The sequence below is a fragment of the Flaviaesturariibacter aridisoli genome (assembly GCF_004343705.1).
GTDB lineage: Bacteria > Bacteroidota > Bacteroidia > Chitinophagales > Chitinophagaceae > Flavisolibacter > Flavisolibacter aridisoli.
The window spans coordinates 22,018-38,528 of the sequence record NZ_SKFH01000028.1 but is presented as its reverse complement, the minus strand read 5'-3'; the positions used below and the strand labels follow the sequence as shown (position 1 = coordinate 38,528).

Here is a 16,511-nt window from a genome sequence, read left to right as displayed (position 1 = left end):
AATGGGTATCAACATTTTCGACGGCGGCGCTTCCATCCGGATTGTGCGGGGCGACAAAACGCTGCTGATTACAAAGGAGCAGATCAAGGCCATCGACACCATCCACGATACAATCGTGCGCATCGATAATGGAGAAGGCCCTTTGCGCAACATCTTCCTGGACTACCGGGAGGTGAACCAACCTGAAGTAGGCAACGCCGAAGACCTGCGGGACATCATCAATCAAATGCTGGTGCGCCCGTCAGGGTCAGGCGGTGGTGGCTCCGGCGGCACCTGCGAATTGCCGCCGGAGTTTCTAAAACTAATCGAAAGCATAGTTGCTACGCTAGGCGCTATCCTTAATAAGCAGGACGAGCCTCCTATACCTGAGCCCACCCGCATAGATGAGGCTAACCCAAATATGATTTATAAAGGTTGGCATGGACAATCAGGGCAAGTCGGGGCGCTTGAATGGGCTATTGAACGCATTACCCGCGTAGGAGAAGAGGTGGTTCACGAGTGGGCTTACGGTTGCAAGCGCAAGATTTTTCGCTGGTCGCAGCGACAGGAGCTGGTTTACCGCCCCTTTGACTACACGAACCCTTATGGCCCGTCTGATGGAGATCTACCCCAACCAAGAGAATTACCAATCGCATGAAATACACATTGCGCCCCGAAGTTGTACTCGGTAATATACCCGAAGTCGATATTCCCGAAATGCAGGTCACCTACAATCGCAATTCAGGAAAATTCCTGTCCGGGGCCATTTCTTCTTCCGAGGACGTAGCCGCTTTTCTTCGAGGTTTATTCGGGGCTGGCGAGATTGAGCTTCAGGAACAATTCCTGGTGCTCTACCTAAATCAGGCAAATCGCGTGATAGGCTATTACAAGCATTCCAAGGGCTCGATTAATGCAACCGTAGCCGACACACGGATCATTTTAGGTACGGCGCTTAAATGTGCTTGTGTGTCGATGATCATATCTCATAATCACCCATCGGGCAATTTGCTGCCCAGTAGGGCTGACCAGGAGCTGACCCGCCGGCTCAAGGAAGGGGCTGCGTTAATGGATATCCGTTTACTGGATCACCTGATCGTAACCAAGGATGGTTATTTCTCGTTTGCTGATGATGGCTTGATCGGGCTGGAAGGCTTGCGCAAGCTGGCCGACCCGTCCGCTTCCTTCGTGGCGGCCGTCGTTCAGGATTTGGAGGCACGTAAAGAGCACAACAAAACTTCTATCGAAAAGTTGGCACATACGTTTGGAATTGAGGACAAGACCGAAGTGAAGGAACTGACGGAGCTGGCTATTGTAAACAGGGCGCGTGCAATCGCCGACAATCAATTTTCGGAAGACCGCTTTCATCAGATTATCTCACTCTATGAGTCGCAGGTGAACCTGTCGCATCGTACTTCTCAATCCATACTTCTTCAACAATATTCCACCCCGGCACCCATAGGCTACCTGGCTGGTGCCTTTTGTGGCCTGCAGAAAGGGGTAAACCTTTTTGAACCCTCAGCCGGCAACGGCCTGCTAACGATCTTGGCTCGGCCCGACCAATGCCACGTCAATGAAATCGACCCAATGCGTCGCCACAACCTCGAAACGCAGGGTTTCCTTAAGGTGACGGCTCAGGATGCTACCCAGCCCTTTCGCGGGCTGGAAAAGCAGTTTATGGCTGTTATTACGAATCCGCCTTTTGGGCAATCGGAAATAGAAGTCCTGTACGACACCTTCCCAATCAAGCCATTGGAGCATGTCATGGCGCTTCGTGCGCTGGACTGCATGCGGGACAATGGACGTGCGGCGATCATTATCGGCGGACGTACCCACTGGGACGAGAAGGGACGCATCCAAGCGGGTAAGAACCGCATCTTTTTCAACTTTCTCTACAGCCGGTACCATGTCGCCGATGTAATCAACATCAATGGGAAGAAGTTGTATTCGCGCCAGGGAACATCATTCGACACCCGCCTGATCCTGATTAAGGGCCGTAAGCTGTCGCCTGCCGGTGCCGCACCGGTCTACAACCCGGTTATGGATCAGGAGGTAATCACTTTCGATGACCTGTATGACCGCGTTGTGGCCGCGATGCAAGACCAACCTGCTATGAAAACACTGAACACAGACCATCTGGAACAGGAGGCGCTTGCGCTTCAGGACCTTTTTGACGTTAAGGGGCTTGGAGCACCTTATGAACCGGCCTCGCAATCTTGTGTTGTACTCAACACCCAGGTGCCGGATTCCATGGCCTCCGAAACGCGTAAGGCCATTTTGGACATCAAGTCGGAAGTGGGCGGGGATATCGACAATTTCGTCCGGCATCGCCTGAAATACACAACAAAAGCGGCCCTCTGTAAGGTTCTTTCGGCGGAACAGATTGATGCCGTGGCCATGGCAATCTACAATATTGAGGCACGGGGCCAGGGAATGATCATTGGCGACCAGACCGGAATCGGAAAGGGACGCGTCGCGGCTGCCATGATTCGCTACGCGGTGGTTCAGGGCTACAAGCCGGTTTTTCTAACGGAAAAAGCCAACCTCTTCTCCGATATCTACCGCGACCTGTCTGCAATCGGGTCAGCTCATCTGCGACCGTTCATTGTCAATACTCGGGAATCCAAAACGGACATCAAGGACGAAGACGGAAACGTGATCTACCAGGCACCAGCCATTACGGAGCAAAACCGAATCATGCAGGAACGTTTAGTTCCAGCGAACTATGATTTTGTAGTCGCCACCTATTCTCAATTCAACTCGCCAGAGAAGAAGCCGGAAAAGCCCGCCTTGCTGAGGGCCATCGCACCCGATAACATCTTTATCCTCGATGAGGCGCATAACTCCAGTGGCTCATCCAACACCGGCGAGTTTCTGCAGCATGTGGTTGCAGGTACAAAAGGCGTTGTATTCTTGTCGGCCACCTTTGCCAAGCGTCCAGACAATATGCCCATTTATGCCATGAAAACGTCCATCGCCGATTGTAACATGAGCAAGGACGATCTGGTGGAAGCAATTACACGTGGTGGTGTAGCCCTGCAGGAGGTGCTATCCTCGCAGCTGGTTGCTGAGGGCCAGATGTTACGCCGGGAGCGCAGCTTCGAAGGGGTAGAAGTGAACTATATCAGCCTGGACGAGAAAGCAGAAGAGCACAAGGCGATTGCAGACAATATCACCGATATCCTCCGCGATATTATTTCCTTTCAGGGTAAGCATATCAACAAGCAGGTAGAGGAACTGGATAAGATTGCTGTAGCGGAAGGAAAGGAGGTTGAAGTTCGCGAAGGCACATCGCAGGCGGGCGTGGACAATCAGCCCTATTTTTCTAAAGTCTTCCAAGTGATCAACCAGATGCTTTTCTCGCTTAAAGCGGAATCCGTAGCAGAGCGAACAATACAGCGGTTGCGCGAGGGGAAAAAGCCCGTGATTGCTTTCGCCTCGACCATGGGCTCGTTCATTGAAGGAATGGAGAACAATTTCGGAGCGCCGGTAGCAGATGGTGACACTATCAATGCAGACTTTTCAGAGATTTTGAAACGTGGCCTCGACGGTATTCTTCGGTACACCGAGAAGGATGTGGATGGAAATCCGGTGTTCAAACGTTTCGAGGTGCCTGACCTTCCGCCGGAGACCCAGGCAGAGTATTACCGCATTCTCGACCGGATCAAAGCCGCTGCTACGGGCATTACCATTTCTCCCATTGACGTAATCATAAAGCGCTTAAAGGATGCCGGCTATTCTGTAGCCGAAGTTACCGGCCGCAAATTCGAGTTGCAGATCAATCCTAAGACGGGCAAGGGATTGATGCTGAGCCGAAAGAAGGTCAACACCAACGACGCGTTCCGCCAATTCAATAATAACGAGGTGGATGTGCTAATGATCAACCAGTCGGGTTCCACCGGCGCGTCCGCCCATGCGATCCCGACCGCTAAGGTGCCCAAGGAGCAGGTGCGTCAACGCGTCATGATCGTGCTGCAGGCCGAACTGGATATCAATACCGAGGTGCAAAAACGGGGGCGGATCAACCGGACTGGCCAGGTGCTGAAGCCGATCTACGATTATGTGACTTCCGCAATCCCGGCAGAAAAGCGCCTGATGATGATGCTTCAAAAGAAGCTGAAGTCGCTGGACGCCAATACCGCCTCCAATCAGAAGCAATCGACCAAGATTCTTGACGTGCCCGACTTTCTGAACAAGTACGGAGATAAAATAGTCAAGGACTACCTGATGGAAAATCCGGAGGTCAATGAGTTATTAGATGATCCGCTCAAACTAAAAGACAGCAATGCCGACAGCGGATCGGAAGCGACGGTGACTGAAGATGCCGCCCATAAGGTCTCGGGCCGGGTGGCCGTTCTATCCACGAAGATGCAGCAGGACTTCTATAACGAGATCGCTGAGCGATATAGCGACTATGTGGACTACCTGCGTCAGGTTGGCGAGTATGATCTGGAAGTGGAGGCGATGAATCTGGAGGCGGAAATAGTAGCCTCGAAGGTCGTCAAGATGGGTAAAGGCTCCGATAGCGCTTTCGGGGATGATAGTTTGTTGGAGACGGTGCGGGCAAATGTCCTTAAGAAGCCGTTTTCACGGGTCGAACTGGAGAACCTGGTTCAGGAGTCGCTTAAGGGCAAGGAAGCGAAGGAACAGCAAAAGGAGCTAATTCAGGAATATTCCGATTTCGTGACCGGGGCGCTGGAAGCTGAACTTGCGAGTATTGATACCAAATATGAAGAACTAATTGACGGGATCGAGCAGGAGAAGGCCCTGATCAAGATCCGGGAGAAACAGGGCACGGAGGCTTTCCTTACAGCTTGTCAGGAACGTAAGCAGGAACTGGAGGAAGCCTGGCAGAGTAAGAAGGAACAGACCAAGGGTGTTTTCGAGAATCGTAAGGGCTACCTGATGCGTATGTTTCGTTTCTTTTACGTTGGGCGTGGCCTGAACTATCCCATTGAAACCTATACCGGAGGAAACGAGCTGGTGCCGGCCGTTTTTCTTGGCTTCACCGTCGATCCGAAGAAAAAGAATCCGTTTGCGCCTTCAGCCATCAAAGTACGTTTCGCCATTGCGAATAGCTCCAAGTATTTCGCCGTTCCGGCGTCCTACTCGGAGGATATTATGGCAATTATCGGTGCCAGCTCGGATGTTGCAGAGCACTCCCTTTCCGTTCATCTGAGTAGCTGGGAGGAATACACTGCCCAGAACAACGTCGATCGCCGGATCCGCCACATTATTACCGGGAACCTCCTCCAGGCATTTTCCGACTTTAAGGGCAAGTTGGTTGCCTACACCACTCTGGAAGGTGACACCCGCAAAGGCATTCTGATGCCGGAGAACTGGAACCCAACCGAGCAGGTGGCAGACAAAGTGGTCATTCCTATCATCAAGTCCTTGCCGCTGATTCGATCGCTAACTCATGGCGGGCAAATGGTCGCCAACAACGGACTCTCTTTCTTCCGCTATGGCAACTATTTCAAACTCATTATTTCCGCTTCCCGATCCCGTGGCGGCGATATCTACCTGGATCGGCAGTTGATGGAACTGGTTGACAAGGGCGTTTTCGAGAAAGTCTCAGACAAGATGGTAGCAATGCTACCGGTTGAGGCTCTGGATAAAGCAATTCAGGTACTTCAGGTGAATCACTCACTTTCGATGACCATCCATTCCTATCAACTCAGAGACCTGAAAACAGAAGGCCGATTAAGTACCCGAAAGAAAATCCAGCCGCCGGAACCTGAAGAAGCCACAGATGCCAGCCTCCTGGAATTGGAAGCCGAGGCACTCATATTGGAACTGCAACTGCTTGCTGCCTAAAATAATACCTATGATCACCACCGACAACTATTTTGACGAGATAGGCAAGATTAGTCTTGCCGAAATGCCCGAAGCCATTCGCAAGGGTTACGAGTTTGTATTAAAAGCCACAGCCAATGGATCATCCTGGAATGCTTACCACACCAGTGAGCCGATCAAAAAGACCATCGATCTATACTTGGTAAAGCTGAACGAACTGCGGGGCAAGGATGAAAAGGGTGGCCGCGCAGCCCTGTTCATTCAGAAAGGTGCTGATGAGAAACCCAACCCGCGACACAAAGCTATTCCGAAGATTCCTAAAAGCTCGAAGCCGCCGGCAGAAGAGCCGTTGTGGGTGGAACGGATGCCGGAGGAACTCCGTTTTATTCGCCGCTTTGCTAACCTAGACGGAAAAACAAAAGCTAAAGAGGATGTTCTGCGGTTCATCAACTCGCTTCAAAAGGCAATACTGGAGAAGCGCATCCGCCGGAGTTCGCCCTATGCCGAACAAATCAAATTCATCCAGACCCGGCTGATTGAGGTGTATAATTCCATGAAGGCGAAGATCAAGTTTGAGCTGAAGCCGGACACCCGTGAGGCGCTGATGAAGATAGCTGGAGGGGAGAAGGTTCTAGCTTCTGTCGGGTATATTAAGCGCTACATTGCCATGAATGAGAAGCCCGGGATGAAAGAAAAAGCACGCCAGCTTCTGGAGCAGATCAACAAGGCCATGCTCAAGGGCAAGATCACGGATTCAGACCCTTACATCGTCGAAATCCACGACCTGAAAAAGAACCTGAAAGCATTCAGCACAGACAAGTCAATCAAGACCCTTCAAATCGAGCCAGCTACCCTGAATGGCCTGGAAGGTATACTCGGTTGCGCCTGTCCAAACCTGAACGGGGTGCCGGGACGTCCGGCGATCATGAATAGTATGGACTTTGCTGACCTGGAGTTTCAGACCATCGGGCTAAAAGGTAAATGGTTTGACCTGATTGGCGACCCCTCGTCCAACTTCACCGCCATGGTATTCGGCAAGCCGAAAATGGGCAAGTCGTACCTGTGTATCGACTTTGCCGGCTACCTGGCTCGGAATCACGGTAAGGTACTCTATGTGGCCAAGGAAGAAGGGTTAGACCTGACCCTACAGAAAAAGCTAAATGACAAGGCGGTGGCCCACCCAAACTTGTTTGTTTCATCAGTGCTGCCGGCATTACTGGAAGGGTATGACTTCATATTCTTGGATAGCGTGACCAAGCTCGGTCTGCAGCCTGAGGATCTGACCCGCCTAAAGGGAAAAAATCCCTCAAAGTCATTCATTTTTATTTTCCAGACTACCAAGCAGGGCGCTTTCCGGGGTACTAACGCTTTCCAGCATGACGTTGACGTGGTTATTGAAGTGCCTCAACGTGGGAAAGCTGTCCAGTTCGGTCGATTCAACCAGGGAGGCGAAATCAGTATTTTCTAAAACAATACCTATGATAAAACGAGAAGAAATGATCGCTATGAAGGCGATTGCGATTTGTTTTAAGCCTTTTTTAAAGCCAGAGGAAGCGATGATATACTGCAATTTGGGACGGACCCAATTTGCGAAGAAGTGTGATGAAGCAAAAGTCTATAAAAGCAACTCAGGTTATTTCAAAAAGGAAGAGTTAGACAAAATGCTTGGAGGCTGACGAATCAAATAGGCGCTTTACAGCGCCTATTTGACTTGACAAACATTACTTCCTCGTCAGTACTAATTTGTCGCAAATCTCATTAATTATTTGAATAAGACTTTCAATCAAGAATTTGTGAGGCTGGTCTTCGCCAATGGATGATAAGTATGTTTCAAGTTTTTCTTTAAGCATCAACAAGGGGTCATGATCTTCAAATAGGAACTCGCCAATATTCACTGAACTATACCTATTATTCAATAACTCAGTAAAGTTGAATAACAGTTTATTGCTAGACTTGACAAGTGCTTGCACAAATGCTTCGTTATAAACATACTGAAGGAAGGTTTTTGAAAATTGATTGTCTTGGAAAGTTGCAGATAGAGCTATTTCATCGTCGCTTTTAATTGCATCTAATAGCTTATTGCTTTCGATTTTTAACTGATCGCTTTTTATGTGAAGGTGAATGTTCTTTATGGTTTCCTTTACTTTTTTTACTTCAATATTTTCACTTATAGAGTGTCTTAAGCTTTGGAACATTAATTCGCTTATTTCTTTTCTACGCTTAGCTATTTCTAGGCCTTCATTAATTACTTCGTGTATTTGTTTGTAATTTGCCGGTACGAGCTTGTTGTCAGAAAAGTAGAAGAAAAAATTTGCGATCTGTGCGTAGTCATAAATGCTGTATTTGCCTTCTTTTGCATATTCGAGTACTTTATTAAAACAGGATATGAAATCAGCATTCGATAGCTCTCTAAAAGTATAATTTAACAGTGTTCGAAACGCTATAATTTCATCCGATAGGCTAATAGGGTAGCGTTCTCTCAATTCATCTTGAAATTGTTGACTATTAAAATAACCAGTCAACACGAATGAATAGATGGAAGGGTAAAAGTAATACTGACTAATACGGTTAATTAAGTACCGATCATAGAAAAGTTCTGCATACAGCTTCTCTCTATTCTCTTTTTCTTCATTCGACAGATTCGTAGTCCTAGCAAGAAAAAGCCCGAAAAAATTCTCATCGATGTTTTGAATCCCTTTTGGATCAGAATAATCTGAAGTAGTAAGTCGCCCACGCTTTAATTCTATAACGATTGTTAAGGTGAAAAGAATAACTTCCTTAATATACTTCTCATCGATATCCTCAAGTAATGGTGATACTTTTTCTAGTATGGAAATATAAAAAGAAATTATTCGGAGATTGTTTTCACGATACTCTTGCAGAATTGATGTTATCTCATTTTCCCAGTGCTCGAAGAAGTTATAGACCTTAGGTTGAGATGTCTTGAATTTAGAAAAGAGGATGGGGACTATCTGATCAATATTAGGTTCGTAATTAAGAATCCGTCCGACAACTTTCTCTTTGATGTCATGATACTTTTTATTGTCTTTTTCTAAGTTAGCCTCAATGTTCTTCTCGTCTGCTAAGATGACGGCTTTTAAACTTTTATGTTCGACATAGTTATTAATAAAACCCAGCGTTTCCTTAATAGGAAGTTGGCAACGCTCAAGATCATCGAAGCATATTACATGATGTGATAGGTTGAGGCTATCGACTTTGACATCTTTGAAAGCTTCAGTAAGTCCTACGGACAAAAATTTTTTCGACGCTGCGTTAGCTGCGTTTGCAAAAAGTGCAACGATAGCTTTAGCTGTTTTATTTTCAGTGTTTCCCACAAAGGGCAGAAAACGTAAAAATAGCTGGTACTCGAGTGTCTCGATTTTACTTATTCCATTAAGTGAAAGGTATATTACCTCGAACTTATTTGCTTTAGCAATCTCCTGTAATTTGTATTTCCAAAAATAGGTTTTGCCGCTACCCCATGACCCGTTTATAAGAAGAGCGTATTGTGTGTCAGGCGATTTGATGTAGTCAAGAAATACTGCTTCAATATGTGTAGTGTTCAAAATAAATATGTTTTTAATGGAGTTGGTATTAGGGAATGCTTTGGGATTCTCGGCCAAAGTACTAGAAATAAATTATAACTAATAGTCCGAATGAATTATATCAAAATGATCTGATAAAAAATTGAGTCGTGCGCTAATATCGATACTCCTCGCGTGCAAGATCTTCTATCCAGCATTGATTATTTCAGGAGATGTCGGATAGGAAGTCATCAAGCTTATCAACTTAGGCAGGAACCATTCTCGGCATAAGTCTTCATACATCGTTCCTAGGTTTGTCAACTGGTGCCAAAGTATGAGTACTCGGTTTTTGACCTCGTTCCAATTGGACTTTTCATCGCTTAATAGAGCTTTTACAGTCTGTATTTCTTTTTTTGTTTCCGGCAAGACAGACCATTCCGCGTGCTCCCATATGTCCAAACCTTCTATCTGGCCAATGAAATAAAGTAGCATGGAAGCTGTGTCTTCCCTGGTCTGTTCCTTTCCCTTTTCAAGTTCATCGCGATACGTAATAACTGGATAATCTTTTTGCATAAAAGCATGAGCAATCTCGTTCTTCTGATAAGAAAATTTAGAAAATGCTGCAAGGAGCTTCGCTCGCTTGCCATAAAATTTCATTGCGTTGTTCGCCACAGGTTTGTTCTGTAAATTATTCCAAGCAGGGATAGTTAATGTTACTGTGCCCTGATTAGCATAGTCAGGTTGTTTGGGAAGAAGTATTTTATCGATATAATCATTCAGGCAGACAAAGTAAACATTTCCTGTGGCGAGGTCTGCTACGAACAAAAGAACGGAAACACTTGCGCCTAGAGACTGTATGGTGTACAACGAATTTGTGTCGAATACATATTTGATAACATCAATCTCTGCATATTTAGATCTATCCTCTTTCCATCCGCCTTTCGCAACATTTCCAACGTTATAGATTTTCTCTTTCGTAATTTCTATTGATTTAACAGATTTAACTTGTACATAAATGTATTCTCCGAGTGTCTCAGAATACTGTTCATCTATCTTATTAAAAAGTTCAATTACTAAATCAATTCCGTAGTCTGGTCTGTTGAACTCACGGATGACCCACTCCTTCGGGAGCAATTCTCTTATTAAGTGGTAAGAGCTATCTTCCATTATGTGCTGGAAAACTCTTCGCTTTATTTCTGCCATACGAGTGATTGTGCAATTAAGTGATTCCCTCTAATATACACAATCGCACAAGCCTTCCGACAATTCGTATAGTGCTTCGAGTGGTGGGGACCTGTGCTTTTAAGAATTTATCGCGAAACGTAAAAGGCCCCGTAAGGGGCCTTGCTTCAAGTGAGGGCTAGAAAAAATGGCATCTTGTCGGGCGCTGGTAGCCTTTTAATGGTCTCCATCTGATTCTTCGGCCTATGCCTCTTGTAAGTCTTTCGCACTTGATCTGTTGACGTATGTCCCATGAGGTAGGCAACTGTGGCGTCGTCGATATTTTGGTCTTGCAGAAGAATCGAGAAGCTCAATCGTGCACAAGACCAAGTAATATGTTTCTCGATTTTAGCATTCTTTACCCATCCTTCCAACACCTTGTTGGCCCCGTCTGCTGTCGGCAGCCGAAACACCTTATCACCCAGCTGCATTTTGGCCTTCTGGTTCTGCAGGATTGAGGCCGCGATAGGGTGGAGGGTCAACGTTACCGGCCGGCCGGTTTTGGCCTGAATGATCCGAGTGGTCAGGATGCCGTCCTTGATGTCATCCCATTTCAGGGCTTTTACGTCCACCCAGCGGAGGCCGGTGTAGCAGGAAAACAGGAAAGCAGACTTGACGTCCTCGTTGGTGCAAGGGGTATTGATTAGGGCCAGGTATTCCTCACTTTCCAGATTTTCCTTCATCCGCTTCGAGGGGTTCGTCTTGGCCGAGACCATTTCGGTCGGGTTCTTCTGGAAGTAGCCGTCGCTAGTGGCCGCCCGTACCACCCATTTGAACCGGGTGTAGTACCCGCTCGGGGTTTCGCCGGTGTATTTGTCGAGTAAGTATTGGCGGAAGCGCTTACAGAAGTTCTCGGTAATGTCCATCGGGGAGATGAAGTCTCGGCCAACGAACTCCTTGAATTGCTTAAAGCTGTTTCCAAGGTGCCGATTTGCCTTCCGCTTGTTCTGGTCCACGTACTCCTGGAAGTACTCAATGAAGTTCTGTTTGAATTTGTGGGATGGGATAAAGGCTGAGCCGATGGATTGGGACTCGATGACCAACTGGCTCCTTTTTACTTCTAGCAGGGCAAGGGCTTCTTTATTATGGTTCTTCTGGATTTGGTCTTTGGGGCTGGCGTAGATCCAGATGCCGGTGGAAGGGCGCTGGCCTTTGCCGCGGCCAAAGTCATAGTAAAAGGTGATCTTATCGCCGGTTGCGTTGGGTCGTTTGATGATGTTCATGGGAAGTCGGAGTTAGGCAGTGAAAAAGGTGGATTCGGTCGTCTGTGTCAAGCTGTGTGCCGGTACGAATCCGGATGACACAGCATTTCTCCAAAAAGTGTCATTTCGGGAAATCCCGGGAAGTCTTACTCCAAAAGAAGAAGACGAGTTTTCCACAGGGAAATTTGACACACGGCTTCGATGACACAGTGGCAAGCGCTGTGTCAAATCGGGTGTCAATTGAAAATTTTTGGAGATGACACACCAGCGACACTTTCGTATGTGCTGGTTCGGTGTCGGTTCGAATCCGAAGGGCATCTTCATTGCCGTTGCTCGGACGATAAAAGATCTGTTCGCGTGATTTTTGGGCCGCGAGCCTCCCATTTTTTCGTGTGTCATGACGTGTGTCAATTCTGTGTCAACAATAGTGGGAGAAAGCGAAAAAAAGCGCAAATTTTTGACACACGCCAAATAAAAAACCCCTGTAAATCAATGACTTACAGGGGTTTTAAGTGCCCAAGACTGGATTCGAACCAGCACGCCCTTGCGAGCGCTACCACCTCAAGGTAGTGCGTCTACCAATTTCGCCACCTGGGCCTCCTTTTGAAGAACTATCCCCGTTAGGGGAGTGCAAATGTAATTACTTTTTCAATACAATTCGAAAAGTTGTTCCTTTTCCCGGCTCAGAATTTTTTACCGTGAGGTGGCCACGGTGATATTGGTCCACAATACGCTTGGAAAGACTGAGCCCGAGCCCCCACCCACGCTTCTTCGTGGTGAACCCCGGCTTGAACACTTTCGAAAGGTGCGCCTTGCTGATGCCCTTGCCCGTATCGGCCACGTCGATCACCACGTTACCGCTGCCTTCCTGTATGCTCACCACGATGGCGCCCCTGCCTTCCATGGCGTCGAGCGCATTCTTCAGCAGGTTTTCGATCACCCAGTCAAACAGCGGTCCGGAGAGCGGCACCCGTACCGTTTCCGAGCCGTGCGTTTCGAGCGCGAAGCGCACCCGGCCCGGCGCCCGTTTTTTGACATATTCCATCACCTGGCGCACCTGGCCCACCACATCGAGCGGCTCGAGCTTCGGTGTCGAGCCGATCTTACCGAAGCGGTCGCTCACAAGGCGCAGGCGGCTGATATCTTTTTCCAGCTCCTGCACGAACTCCTCTTCGCCGTGCGTTTCCTTTAGCAGCTCGATCCAGCCTTCCAGCGACGAAACCGGCGTGCCCAGCTGGTGGGCCGTTTCTTTGGCCATGCCGGCCCATACCTGGTTTTGCGTGGACAGGTACGAGCTGCGCAGCGACAAGACCGTCAGCCCGATGAAGAATCCCACGATCACCAGTTGCACATAGGGATAATAGCGTACTTCCCCAAGGAGGCGGCTGTTGCCGTAGTAGTACTTATTGATGCGGCTCGGCTCCAGCGGGTCGGAGTAGGTGATGGGCGGGCGGGCGGAACGGAACTCGCGGAGCTTGGCCTGCAGGTAGTTACTGTCGTTGAGCCGCGTAGAATCCAGGTTTTTTACCTCGATGATGCTGTCGCGCTCGTTGGTCCAGATGATCGGGATGTCGTCGTTGTCCTGCTGGATCTTGAAGGCGAGTGTCGGGTCGGTGCTTGCCGGGTTGAGCAGCGATTTTCCGGCTTCCACCCATTCCTCCACCTTTTGCCGCTCTTCCCGTTCGATCTTGGCGGCCAGGTAAGACGAATACCAGATCGTGCCGCTCACGATCAGGATCGCGATAAGGGCCAGCAGGGCGCGCAGGTTCAGCAGGGAACGAAACATGTGCCGAAGTTATCGGGGAATGGTTTATCAGTTAATCGGTTTATTGGTACCTGGGTTCTGCCCACTCTAGAACAGCCCTGCCCGCTTAACTCTTCATACTCCTTACTGATTACTCATTACCCATTGCCCTTCACCCTTGACCTTTCGGCCCGCTTCCGTAAATTTGGCCCCTAACTTTTCTGCGCATTGACCCCTTTCCCTCATGTTGCTATTGTGATCCTGAACTGGAACGGCCGCCGCTACCTGGAGCAATTCCTGCCCTCGGTGCTGGCGACCGACTACGCCAACTTCAGCGTGGTACTGGCCGACAACGCCTCCACCGACGACTCGGTGGCTTTTGTGCGCGGGCAGTACCCGGCGGTAGAAATACGGGAGCTGCCGCAGAATTTCGGTTTTGCCCGCGGCTACAACGAAGCGCTGGCCACGGTCAGCGCCGATTATTTCGTGTTACTTAATTCCGATGTGGAAGTCACGCCCGGCTGGGTGTCGCCGATCGTCGGCCTGTTGGAAACAACCCCCCGCGCCGCGGCATGTATGCCCAAGCTCCTTGCCTGGCACCAGCGCGATCACTTCGAATACGCCGGCGGCGCCGGCGGCTGGCTCGACAGCCTCGGCTATCCCTTCTCACGGGGACGCATATTCGATGTAACCGAGCAGGACCAGGGTCAGTACGACACCGTGCAGCCCGTATTCTGGGCCAGTGGTGCGGCGCTGTTCATCCGGGCATCCGTGTGGCACGAGCTCGGCGGCCTCGATCCTTTTTTCTTCGCCCACCAGGAAGAGATCGATCTCTGCTGGCGTCTGCAGCGCGCGGGCTACGGCGTTTACTGCTGCCCGCACGCAGTGGTGTACCACGTGGGCGGGGGCACGCTGCCCAAGGGCAATTCGCGCAAGACCTTTCTCAACTTCCGCAACAACCACATCATGCTCGCCAAGAACCTGGCGCCGTCGGAGCGCTGGTGGAAAATTCCCTACCGCATCCTGCTCGACCAGGTGGCGGCGCTGAAGGGCTTGCTCGGTGGCGACAGCGGGTACTTCATCGCGATCAACCGGGCGCATTTCGCATTTTATAAATGGCTCTTGTCCGAAAGAGGGGAGGACCGCCTGCCCAAACCCCCGCTGCGCAAGCTTCGCGGTGTTTACGGAGGCAACCTGATCTGGCAGCATTTTGCGCGCGGGAAAAAGTTCTTCCGCGACATCGTGCGGTAGCCGGCGAAAAGTTTTTCCACAACTGCAATTTTCTTTTGGAGAAACGTTTTGGCTCCCCTTATTTTTGCACCACAAATTTCAGGTATGGATCACCAGCAAGAATACCAGGAAGAACTCCAAAAAGTGCAAGACCGCGACTTCACCCACAACTGGGTTTCCTCGTCGGCCTTCCTGTTCTACCTGTCCGTATTTTGCATGCTCGCTTTCTTTTTCGGTAGCTGCTTCAAACTGTACACGAAGCGCTATGAGAAAAACCGTGTTGAATACACGGTGCAACCCAGCACGCAGTACAACCCCGAGTACAAATAAATTTTTTTTAGAAAAATTTGTTTGGAACGAAAAAAGGCCTTTATATTTGCAACCCGAAGTTCTTACAAATACAGCGATAAAAAGCTGATAATCAAGCGGAAGTAGCTCATTTGGTAGAGCACGACCTTGCCAAGGTCGGGGTGGCCGGTTCGAGCCCGGTCTTCCGCTCCCTGAAGATCCCGACATTGTCGGGATTTTTCATTTACAGCATCTTTGCTGTGGCCCCGGTGGTGAAACTGGTAGACACGCCGGACTTAAAATCCTGTTCTCCGCAAGGGGAGTGCCGGTTCGATTCCGGCCCGGGGCACCGACACGCACAAAACTGGAAAAAGTCCTCCACGGAGGACTTTTCTTTTTACCGTAACCCCGGTCAGGAAATTTTGCGCAGAAGCCTACCGATCAGCACCATCCTCCGTCCGTCTTCCAGCCACACCAGCATAGAGCCATTCCGCCCGCGGATGCACTTGCCGTCGGCCCGCCGCACGGCCGCGCAGCAAACGCCCTTCAACGACGCATCGGTATTCCGGTCGCCGAGGTAAGAATATTCCGGGGTAAAAACCTGAAATCTGAGATCCGACATCAAGCAATCAGGAGCCTGTGGTGTATTGGTATTCCACTTTCCCCGAAAGCTGCTTGTAGCGGTCAAACAGGGCTTCGCGGATCTTGAGGCCCCGGTTGTCGTACTGGTAGCGCCAGATGATGTAATTGGAATTGTTGGCCGGTACCGTGATCCGCTGGATCACGCGGCCCGCTTCGTCGTACTCAAACATATACTCCGGCAGCAGTCGCTTTGCCTTTTCGTTGAAGCGTACGATGTCGGTGAGCCGGCCGGCATCATTATAATAATAATATACCACGTCCTCGGGCAGTCCCGGCCGGCGCGAGCGCTCTTCGGAAACATTTCCTTTTTCGTCGGGCACAAAGCGCACTTCGGAGGAGTCGCTGCCGTTTTTGATGCGGACCATACGGATCGGGCGCGTGCCGGCCCATTCCCAGCGGTGCACTTCAAGCTGCACAAATTTGCGCGTTGGGTCGGAGGTTTCGCTTTCGGTGCGCTCCAACTGCCCGGCGGCATTATAGGTATAGTTGGTTACTGCAAGGGCGGCCTCGCTGCTGTCGATGGTGCGGGCCACGCGGCCCTGCGCATCCAGGAACGTGCGGAGTAGGGTGCTGTTCGAATCAAGCACGGTGGTGGTGGTGAGCTCGCTGCCGGTAAACTGTTGCTGCACCGAAAGGGCGTCGCTCTTGCTGCCATCGGCGTCGAAGCTCGTTAGCAGCACGCTACGTACCGACGACTCGCGGTAGCGCTTCATCTGCTCATTGGTCTCGCGCGTGCCCACGATGTCTTTGAAATAATACTGCGCCGAGGCGGCCATCGAGCAGGGCAACAGCAGGAGCGAAAACAGGAATTTCATCCGGGTATTGTTTGTTCCCAAAAATACGCCTTGCTTTGCCACCGGGCTGACAACAAACTGTTGCATCCATTTA

At 49.7% G+C, this 16,511-nt stretch carries 11 protein-coding genes and 3 tRNA genes; 8 read left to right on the top strand and 6 right to left on the bottom strand.

From position 1 onward, the window contains the following. The first annotated feature begins 1 nt into the window (after position 1). Genes E0486_RS14230 through E0486_RS14215 form a run of 4 tightly spaced genes read left to right on the top strand, consistent with a single transcriptional unit; the run spans position 2 to position 7,448 of the window. Positions 2–637: a hypothetical protein gene (locus E0486_RS14230; RefSeq protein ID WP_131852936.1), complete on the top strand. Its 636-nt coding sequence runs from the start codon at positions 2–4 to the stop codon at positions 635–637. Further along, a complete protein-coding gene (locus E0486_RS14225; RefSeq protein ID WP_131852934.1) occupies positions 634–5,793 on the top strand; it encodes a JAB domain-containing protein in 5,160 nt (1,719 codons plus the stop codon). Before E0486_RS14230 ends, E0486_RS14225 begins: the two co-directional genes overlap by 4 nt. 10 nt (positions 5,794–5,803) lie before the next feature. Next, positions 5,804–7,240 (top strand): P-loop NTPase family protein, encoded by a 1,437-nt coding sequence (locus E0486_RS14220; RefSeq protein ID WP_131852932.1) that lies wholly within the window; start codon positions 5,804–5,806, stop codon positions 7,238–7,240. 10 nt (positions 7,241–7,250) lie between these two features. Further along, on the top strand, positions 7,251–7,448 hold the full coding sequence (locus E0486_RS14215; protein ID WP_131852930.1) for a hypothetical protein: 198 nt from the start codon (positions 7,251–7,253) through the stop codon (positions 7,446–7,448). Positions 7,449–7,493: 45 nt separating this feature from the next. On the opposite strand, the gene E0486_RS14210 is transcribed toward E0486_RS14215, so the two are convergent. From E0486_RS14210 to E0486_RS14190, 5 genes are all read right to left on the bottom strand, one after another. Further along, positions 7,494–9,338, bottom strand: coding sequence for a P-loop NTPase fold protein (locus E0486_RS14210; RefSeq protein ID WP_131852928.1), 1,845 nt, complete (start codon positions 9,336–9,338; stop codon positions 7,494–7,496). Between the two features lie 165 nt (positions 9,339–9,503). Continuing rightward, positions 9,504–10,499, bottom strand: coding sequence for a DUF4365 domain-containing protein (locus tag E0486_RS14205; protein WP_131852926.1), 996 nt, complete (start codon positions 10,497–10,499; stop codon positions 9,504–9,506). 146 nt (positions 10,500–10,645) lie between these two features. After that, a complete protein-coding gene (locus E0486_RS14200) occupies positions 10,646–11,740 on the bottom strand; it encodes a site-specific integrase (RefSeq protein WP_131852924.1) in 1,095 nt (364 codons plus the stop codon). A 492-nt stretch (positions 11,741–12,232) separates the two neighbouring features. After that, a tRNA-Leu gene (locus tag E0486_RS14195) sits at positions 12,233–12,316 on the bottom strand. A gap of 43 nt (positions 12,317–12,359) precedes the next feature. Next, positions 12,360–13,505 (bottom strand): sensor histidine kinase, encoded by a 1,146-nt coding sequence (locus E0486_RS14190; RefSeq protein WP_131852922.1) that lies wholly within the window; start codon positions 13,503–13,505, stop codon positions 12,360–12,362. Positions 13,506–13,691: 186 nt separating this feature from the next. On the opposite strand from E0486_RS14190, the gene E0486_RS14185 reads away from it, so the two are divergent. The 4 genes from E0486_RS14185 (at position 13,692) to E0486_RS14170 (ending at position 15,330) form a co-directional block, all read left to right on the top strand. Continuing rightward, positions 13,692–14,714, top strand: coding sequence for a glycosyltransferase family 2 protein (locus tag E0486_RS14185; protein WP_131852920.1), 1,023 nt, complete (start codon positions 13,692–13,694; stop codon positions 14,712–14,714). A gap of 84 nt (positions 14,715–14,798) precedes the next feature. Continuing rightward, positions 14,799–15,023 (top strand): hypothetical protein, encoded by a 225-nt coding sequence (locus E0486_RS14180; RefSeq protein ID WP_131852918.1) that lies wholly within the window; start codon positions 14,799–14,801, stop codon positions 15,021–15,023. 95 nt (positions 15,024–15,118) lie between these two features. Next, positions 15,119–15,191: transfer RNA gene (locus E0486_RS14175), tRNA-Gly, on the top strand. Positions 15,192–15,244: 53 nt separating this feature from the next. Further along, positions 15,245–15,330 (top strand) — tRNA-Leu (locus E0486_RS14170). Between the two features lie 280 nt (positions 15,331–15,610). Here the strand turns inward: E0486_RS14170 and E0486_RS14165 are convergent. After that, complete coding sequence (locus tag E0486_RS14165) at positions 15,611–16,438, bottom strand: hypothetical protein (RefSeq protein WP_131852916.1); 828 nt, start codon at positions 16,436–16,438, stop codon at positions 15,611–15,613. Positions 16,439–16,511 lie beyond the last annotated feature (73 nt).